The organism is uncultured Thiodictyon sp., from assembly GCF_903946935.1.
Taxonomy (GTDB): Bacteria; Pseudomonadota; Gammaproteobacteria; order Chromatiales; family Chromatiaceae; genus Thiodictyon.
Genome location: NZ_CAJAXH010000305.1, coordinates 1 through 7,605, shown reverse-complemented (window position 1 = coordinate 7,605; position 7,605 = coordinate 1). Strand labels below are relative to the sequence as shown.

Here is a 7,605-nt window from a genome sequence, read left to right as displayed (position 1 = left end):
TCCCGCGACACCGTCGCCGCCACCATCCAGCGCCTGGCACGCAACGTCCGCCTGGTGTTCGACTACCTGGGCATGACCGAAAATTCCCGCCGTCGGCGGGGACGGCCAGCCACGGCGGGCTAGAACGGATTTGCCGTGGGATCGCCCGCAGGACACTTGAAAAATTAAAGGGGTTGTTTCCACCGCGGCCATCGATCACCAGTCGGCGGCGGCGCCCCTTCTCTGTGAGTTGGATGTTCAGGCGGTGAGCCAGCTGCTCGATCTCCTCGGGGTGCAGCCTCGCCGGGGCTGGGCGACCTTCAATATGTTGATAGATCAGGCGCCAGATGTAATCGACGGCCCGGCTAAGGTCCAACAGCAGCGGGTTATCGAAGGCGAATTCGCCCTTTGGGGCAAGATCGCTCGGGCCGCTTTCCCACCGTTCATGGTCGATCCCCCACTCGGCCGGGCGATCCCTCCAGCGGGCCGTCAGGACTTCCAGGCAGGCATCGCGGCCCAGAGGGATATAGAAGGCCGCACCGTCGAACCAGGGCTTGACCAGGGCCGCATCCTCCCGCTCGTAACCAGCCAAGACGGCCGTGACCGCCATCCACCCGAGAATTAAGTGAGCTTCAGTGCGCAGCAGGTGGACATCCCCTTGCCGACGGCGGATCTGCAAAGCGGCCTCCGGCAAGCCCAGCCGAAAGGCCGTCATCGCCGCCCGAAGGCCCTTCGCCTCACGGGCACAGAGCCGTTTGGCGATCTCCGCGGGTTCGGTGGCACCGCCGATCGCGGGCTGGGCGGAAAGGGTCGCACATAACTCCGGCAGCCGACGCAGCGACTCGGCGATGGCGGCAACGGCATCGTCATGGATGGGGCTGGCCGTACGCTGTTGGTCAGACCCAGGGTCTTCCTCGGGCGGGGGAGTGTCCGGTTCACTGCAATAGCTTGCGAGCACATGTCTGACGAAGCGGGCGGCATTGCCGGCGGCCAGGGTCTGGCGAGCCTCTTTGTTTTCGCCCTTGTTGCCGTCGGCGTAATCGCAGACCGCCTTCACGACGATCCACTGCCGCGATTCCAACAGGGCCGCGCTGTAGATGCCCGCGGCCTCCATCTCCCCGCCGATCGCCTCCGGGTAGGCCCGACGCAGCTTGTCTTTGAAGCCGGGCTCGTCGATCAGCTTCTCGCCGGAGAGGATCTCGCCAAAGCACACCGGGTCGCCCGTCCAGTAGGGCAGTGTCGAAACCATTTGGAACTGTTGCTTGAGATGCGGATGCACCGTCACCGTATCGCCCCGGCGCACCGTCTTCTTGCCGACGCGCTGCGGCTCGTAGCAGGACACCCGATCCGAGACCAGGATGGTGCCGATCGGGTGCTTGTCCGGATTCATGCCAAAGGCGACACCCACGGCCAGTATCCAGCGGGGGGCGAGCTTGGCGATCGCATCCAATGCTATGGTTGCCGAGCCGCCGGGGGTGGCGCTGCCCATATTGGTGGCCGTGGCGAAAATATGGCGCCCCCCGATCTCACCCAGGTCCAGGCATGGCAGACCCTGAATGATGCGGGGCTGGGGCGGTCGACCGCCGGGGTCGGCAAAGGTCTCGATAATCGCCGTGCGCTCCTTGTCATTCACATAGAGCAGCAGCACATCGCAGCGCTTGTCGCTGGGTCCCCTGTCGCGTTTCGGCGCTGTCGCCGTTGGCTGCTGCGCCGGCCCTGGCTGGGCGTCGGCCGGCAAGCGGTCGGGTGCCGCATTCGGTCTTGCGGGTCGGGCCACGACCGGCGGGGATGGTGCCGTGCTCGCCGCCACAGCGCGCTGAACCCCGGGTTTCCTGCCGGTAATCCCCCAAATCAGAAGGTCAAGCCCCGCGGCGGCATCGCGGCGCAGGTCGACCCAGGTGCGGTTGCCGAGGAACATGGGCAGGTTTGGCGTCTGCGGGGCAGCGGGCAGCAGGACCGGGATCACGGGGCGCTGGTCGCGGACAGCAAGCCTGAGTGCGGCCTGCTGCTCCTCGTCCTCCCAGGGGCCGAGCCCGTCGGCGCCCACCAGGACGGCGACACTGCGGGAGGCGGCGATGCCCGACTCCAACAGCGGCTGCCAGGGAACGCCCGGGCGCAACTGCTCTTCGTCGAGCCAGACCGAAATACCGCCCGCCCGCAGCGTGGTGGCCAGTTCGCGCACCGCCGGCTTGTCCCTACTGTTGTGGCTGAGGAAACAATCGAAGGTCGGGGAGCCCGCGGCCGGGCAGCCGACCGGGGCATCGGCACTGTGCGTGTCCACTTTATGTGCGTTCCTTCGTGGTGAGAGGGGTAGAGCGTAATCAATTTGGCCGACGGATCGCAACCGCCTTATGCGGGCGGGAGCCCCTGGGAGCGCCGACATTGTGTCGGCCACCCGCCGCCAGGCGGTTCGCAGTCTTGCGGTGAGTCCCGGCGGGCGCGCGTTGTTCGCCCGGTCACCACGGCGCGGCGCGCCGTGGCCGACAGAATGTCGGCGCTCCCGGCTATACTTTCACGAGCGAAATCCGGAGCAAATACATGTCGATTCAGCCGAAACCCTATGACCGCTTCGAGGACTATCTGGCCACCGAACGCGAGTCCATCGACGCCAAACACGAATATGTGGCAGGCCAGGTCTTTGCCATGGCCGGGGCCTCGTACAATCACAACCTGATTACAGCCAACCTGATCAGGAGGCTTGGCAACCAACTAGACGCAAGCCCCTGCACGGCGCTGGCCAACGACATGCGCCTGCGGGTCGAGACGGCCGACGCCTGCGCCTACCCGGATGTCGTGGTGCTGTGCGGTAAGCCGACCTTTCACGACGACCGCCGTGACGTACTGACCACTGCAACCCTGATCGCCGAGGTCCTCTCCCCCGCCACCGAGGGCTACGACCGCGGCGGCAAGTTCGCCATCTACCGCGGCCTGCCGAGCCTGCGCCAGTATGTGCTGATCGCCCAGGACCGGTTCGCCGTCGATATATTCACGCGCCAGGCGGACGGCGGCTGGCTGCTCGATGCCTATACGGACCCCGCGGAGCCGATCGACTTCGACTCCATCGACTGCACCCTGACCCTGGGCGAGCTCTATGACAAGGTGGAGTTTGAGGCCACCGCCGAGCGCGGCCGATGACGCGAGGTGGTACAGCCGGCGCCCGTAGCGGCGAGGTCGATGGTCCGCACAGCGGACCCTACCGACGCGGCAATGACCGCGTCGGCACCGCATCGGCCTGACCCTGGCCGCAGGCCCGATCCCGGGCGTTGCGATTTTCCTGACTGTTATCGATCAACAGGGCGGCGATGGCCGCGTTGCAGTCCGATTGGGCGCGCGCGGCCGGGTCGGACCACTCCAGGGTCGGGGGTGGCTTCGCTGCCTTCGCTGGCGGTGCGGCCGCCGGGGGCCGTGGCACCGAGACCACCGGCGGCGGCGTCGGAGTCGGAGTCGGAGTCGGCAAGGCGACCACAGGCGCCAGCACGACGGGGGCCGGGCGGACCCTGACGGTCGGCACCGCGGGCTTGGGAATCGACCATACCCAGAGCACGGCCAACAGGACCGGGAGCACCGGCAGCAGCAACCGCCAAGGCAAGGGCTTGGCCTCCCCCGCCCCGTGCCGCGCCCGGATCCCGTCCAGATGGGCCTGGCGCGCCCCCGTGCTGCGGTCGACGCACCCCTTGAGCTTGGCCCAAGCGGCGATCAACGCCGGTGACGGCGGCGCGTCCCCCAAGACCTCGCGCAGGTCCCGATTCAGATCGCGCAGGCTGGAGACGCCTTCGGGTATCCCCTTGGGGAAGCGCGAGTCGTCGGTGAAGACCACCCGTCCGAACACCGGCACGCCGGGCACCAGGGCCTTCACCGCCTGGGTATGGGCATAGTTCTGGCGCAACGGGTTCTGAAATCGCAGGAGATTGCGCAGTTGATCGAATCAACCTCTTGGGTTCATCGCATGATTCGGCAACATCGTACGTTAAGCCGGCTTTTCCCGTTTGCTCTTTTTCTGCTGTCGCCTTCACCAGTGGTGGCAGTTGCGTCACCGCCGTCACGGAAAAAACACCCAGGGCCGGTGGGTGGCAGGGTTCCTGGGTTGAAGGACATCAGATGGGTGGCTTAGTTCCTCTGGAGCGGAAAACAGAGGGAGGCGAGCGATGGCAGTGAGCCATCTAAGGGAGCGCTGATTCAGCCTGAGTTAATCAGCGATCCCCCAATGGCGCCCACCCTCGATCAAATGCCACGATAGAGCTGCGACCCGTTTTCGTTGAAGGCGCTGACCATCATCTCGGTGATCATCATGGCTTCAATAGCGGCGCGAGCGGCGGCCGCGGGATGCACACCCTTGACGCACCGACTACCGACGGGTATTGCCATCGGCGAGGTCCGGGTCTTCGAGTTGGTACGCGAGTCGTGGCAGCGGATTGGGTAGGTATGCATGGTCCGATCCTCCAGGGGCTGTTTTTGCATTCAGGCCGCGTTTGAGGCGACCTTGGGACACAGCGTAAGGCAGGCCGGCTAGACAGGACCTGAGCGCAACTGTCAGCAAATAGTCAGAAGAGTACTTGGCGGTTCGGGAATGCCTCACCAGCCGCCCCTGCCACCCCCTGCCCAGCACCGCGACGAACGGCGGGCCTACGCCGTAAGGACACTAAAGTGGACCCCATGTCCAGGACAGTCTTCCCCCAAATTTAAGCGATCATGCCCACATTCATCGCCGCACTGGCTCCGCCGCCGTGGCCTCTGAGTCGCCGAAACGATCAACAACTGGCCACGGATGCCGCTCATCGAGATCGCCATGCCGGCCGAGCAGGAACGCCCGGCCTAAACCAGCTTCGCGACCTTCAGCAGCACCCCAACCACGATGGCGGTCTGAAGGACTCCCGCGCCGACCACCCATCGGGTCAGATCCGCCTTGGTCTCGGCCATCTTGGCCTCCAGCCGCAATTCAACCTCGCGCAGATCGCGCTTCAATTCAACGCGCAAGGCTTCGATGTCGCGCCGCAGGTCGTTCTCGTGTTGGGCTATTTCGGCCTTCGTCGTCATCTGCCGATCAAGGATTTCCGCCAGTGCGCGCGATTGGGCTTCCGCTTGCTCCGGGCTGAACCCGCCAGCCTTGAGGGTGTCGGCATAGGCCAAGGTGTCAAGAACGAAGGTAGACATCGCAGGGCGCTCCGGGGGTAGGACCTAAAAGATATTCCCATTTTGGAAATATCACCGCCGAAAACGAAAAAAGCCGGTGTAGCTTGATAAGCTAACCGGCTGATTTATTTGGTGGGCCGTGTAGGATTCGAACCTACGACCGATGGATTAAGAGTCAGTTGGTAACGTGTTTCAGGGGGTTTCAGGACATGCCACGAGCCGACCCTAAGCCCGCGTCGCGCTTGGCTTTGGTGCCTAGACATGGTGCACGCTGTGCCATACTATGCCACCAGCAACCGCCACACTCGAGGAACCCCAAGGGGAACCCCGGGGAACCCCGGGCCGGAAACCATGCCGAAATTCTCAGACCTGCTCATCAAGAATCTTCCCGCCAAAGCGGCCCGGTATGACGTGCGGGAGGGGCAAGGCTTCGGGGTGCGAATCTCGCCAGACGGCGGGAAGGCGTTTTTCTTCATCTACCAGTTACAGGGTAAAAGACGCCGCATGACGCTAGGGCAATATCCCGCCGTGCCACTCAAGGAAGCCCGGCGGGCTTGCGACGGGGCACGCGCCCGGGTGGCCCTTGGGTGCGATCCCGGCGAAGAACGCACCGACGAACGCACCCGGGTCAAGCGGGAACGGGAGGAAAAAGCCGCACTGTTGACCGTTGAGCGACTGGCACACGACTACATCGAACGGCACGCCAAGCCCAATAAGCGCACATGGGCAGAGGATGACGCCGCGCTGAAAAAAGAAATCCTGCCGATATGGGGCAAGCGCAAGGCCGAAGATATTACGCGGCGCGACATTAACCAGCTTCTCGACACCATTACCGACCGTGGGAGCGCGATCCGGGCAAACCGGGTTTTGTCACTGGTGCGCAAGATGTTTAACTTCGGAATGCAGCGCGGGGAATTGGCCCTTAATCCATGCTTGGGAGTCAAGAGGCCATCGCCGGAGCATTCCCGCGAACGAGTTCTAACGGATGATGAATTGCGCAAGCTGTGGGCCGCGCTGCATACGGGCAGCTTTCAGGCAACCGAGACAATAAGTCTAGCCGTCAAGTTCCAGCTACTGACCGCCGCACGCATCGGCGAAGTTGCCGGGGCACGCTGGGAAGAAATTGACCTTAAGGGCCAATGGTGGGAGATTCCAGCGGAACGGATGAAGAACAAGCGCCATCATCGCGTATGGTTGACCGCCGCCGCCGTCGCTACGCTGCAACGCTTGGAGGCTATACAGACCGCGCACGGGAAGCCGTCAGAGTGGGTCTTTATCTCGCCAAGGGGTGCGGGGCCGATCATGGCAACCTCAGTTGCAAGGGCCGTTGCTCGCAGTGTTGAGCCCCTGGAAATCGCCCCATTCTCACCGCACGACTTGCGGCGCACGGTCGCCACACGGCTAGCCGAATCCGGGACCTTGCCGCATATCGTTGGTAAGGTTCTTTCTCACTCTGACCCGACCGTAACGGGGAGACATTACGATAAATTCAGTTACGACTTTGAGAAGCGCAAGGCCCTGGAAGCATGGGCCACACGCTTGGATGAAATCGTAAGCGGTTCAAGGCTTGACAATGTTGTGTCGATAGCCCGCTGACCGCCGCCGCGTTGCATCAAGTCTAGGTTTGGCCGCCGAAAAGCCGGAAACCTTCACCGGCCTGACTTGATCACTTTTTGAAGGGTTGCGCGAAGGGCAACACATGACGCCGGACTATCTGGTATGGGATACATATGACGAATTTACGGCACATCAAGCCGCTTATTTGTGGTTGGATAAGGAGCCAGAACTAGACCCGGAGAAGACAGCGGGGGACGCGTTTGCAGTATTACAGGCAATCTATGACGCTGTTGAACGGAGGGAAATAACAAGCGGAATCAGAGACACTAGGGCAATGTACGCGGCGAAAGGATGGGCGGACCCTTACGAGCATAAGATAGTAACAATCGACGTAGAATACTGGACCGGGCGCCTTGTGTTGTCACGGATCGCGCTAAGAAAATGGGCAGAAAAGACGAGGCAGAGGCCGCTTTTCTTATTCCAGGAAGATCGAATAAAGCCCATAGTAAAGAAAGACAGCGACGAAAAGCGGAACATTCCGCAGAAACCAATAACAGACCATAAGGCCGATAATTTAAGAAAGATCATAGGACTTGCCGCGCTCGCCTTAGTTAGTTCGCAAAAGGGCACGAAAAGACTAGGGACGGCAGAAAATCCCACTATTGACGCGCTCGCCGAACTGATTAGCTCACAAGGCGACATCATGTTAGACGCTAAAAATGTCGCCTCTATTCGCGGAACATCGGTCAGTACCGTAACCGATGAAATCAAGAGGGGCTTAAAGCTACTTGGAATAAAGGACTAGTACCGCAGGATGAAAATCCTAATACCGTTTCTGAAGAGCGCGTTGTAAGATGCAAACTTCGTGATCTACTCTGGTTTTTTCGATGCCCTTGCTTCGTCCTGCGCCTGTCCTCGTAACCGATCGCGAGCGTCAAC

The 7,605-nt window shown here is 62.2% G+C and carries 7 protein-coding genes; 3 read left to right on the top strand and 4 right to left on the bottom strand.

Features of this window, described 5'->3' with window-relative positions; all coding sequences use genetic code 11:
* Nucleotides 1-2,260 (bottom strand): TIR domain-containing protein (locus QZX93_RS25710; RefSeq protein ID WP_295393604.1); only part of this gene is annotated, 2,260 nt, incomplete at its 3' end.
* Nucleotides 2,261-2,517: 257 nt separating this feature from the next.
* Here QZX93_RS25710 and QZX93_RS25705 point away from each other — a divergent pair.
* Nucleotides 2,518-3,114, top strand: a complete 597-nt coding sequence (locus QZX93_RS25705) for a Uma2 family endonuclease (protein ID WP_295393602.1) — start codon at nt 2,518-2,520, stop codon at nt 3,112-3,114.
* A gap of 58 nt (nt 3,115-3,172) precedes the next feature.
* On the opposite strand, the gene QZX93_RS25700 is transcribed toward QZX93_RS25705, so the two are convergent.
* The 3 genes from QZX93_RS25700 to QZX93_RS25690 all read right to left on the bottom strand — a co-directional run bounded on the left by QZX93_RS25700 (nt 3,173) and on the right by QZX93_RS25690 (nt 5,106).
* Entirely contained in the window at nt 3,173-3,865 is a 693-nt protein-coding gene (locus QZX93_RS25700) for a hypothetical protein (protein WP_295393600.1), read from the bottom strand.
* Between the two features lie 335 nt (nt 3,866-4,200).
* Nucleotides 4,201-4,407: a hypothetical protein gene (locus QZX93_RS25695; protein ID WP_295393598.1), complete on the bottom strand. Its 207-nt coding sequence runs from the start codon at nt 4,405-4,407 to the stop codon at nt 4,201-4,203.
* A 384-nt stretch (nt 4,408-4,791) separates the two neighbouring features.
* Nucleotides 4,792-5,106: a hypothetical protein gene (locus tag QZX93_RS25690; protein WP_295393596.1), complete on the bottom strand. Its 315-nt coding sequence runs from the start codon at nt 5,104-5,106 to the stop codon at nt 4,792-4,794.
* A 354-nt stretch (nt 5,107-5,460) separates the two neighbouring features.
* On the opposite strand from QZX93_RS25690, the gene QZX93_RS25685 reads away from it, so the two are divergent.
* Together QZX93_RS25685 and QZX93_RS25680 are read left to right on the top strand one after the other, a co-directional pair.
* On the top strand, nt 5,461-6,705 hold the full coding sequence (locus QZX93_RS25685) for a site-specific integrase (RefSeq protein WP_295393594.1): 1,245 nt from the start codon (nt 5,461-5,463) through the stop codon (nt 6,703-6,705).
* 103 nt (nt 6,706-6,808) lie between these two features.
* The gene (locus QZX93_RS25680) at nt 6,809-7,471 is read left to right on the top strand and encodes a hypothetical protein (RefSeq protein ID WP_295393592.1); all 663 of its coding nucleotides are present in this window, start codon (nt 6,809-6,811) and stop codon (nt 7,469-7,471) included.
* The last annotated feature ends 134 nt before the right edge of the window (nt 7,472-7,605 follow it).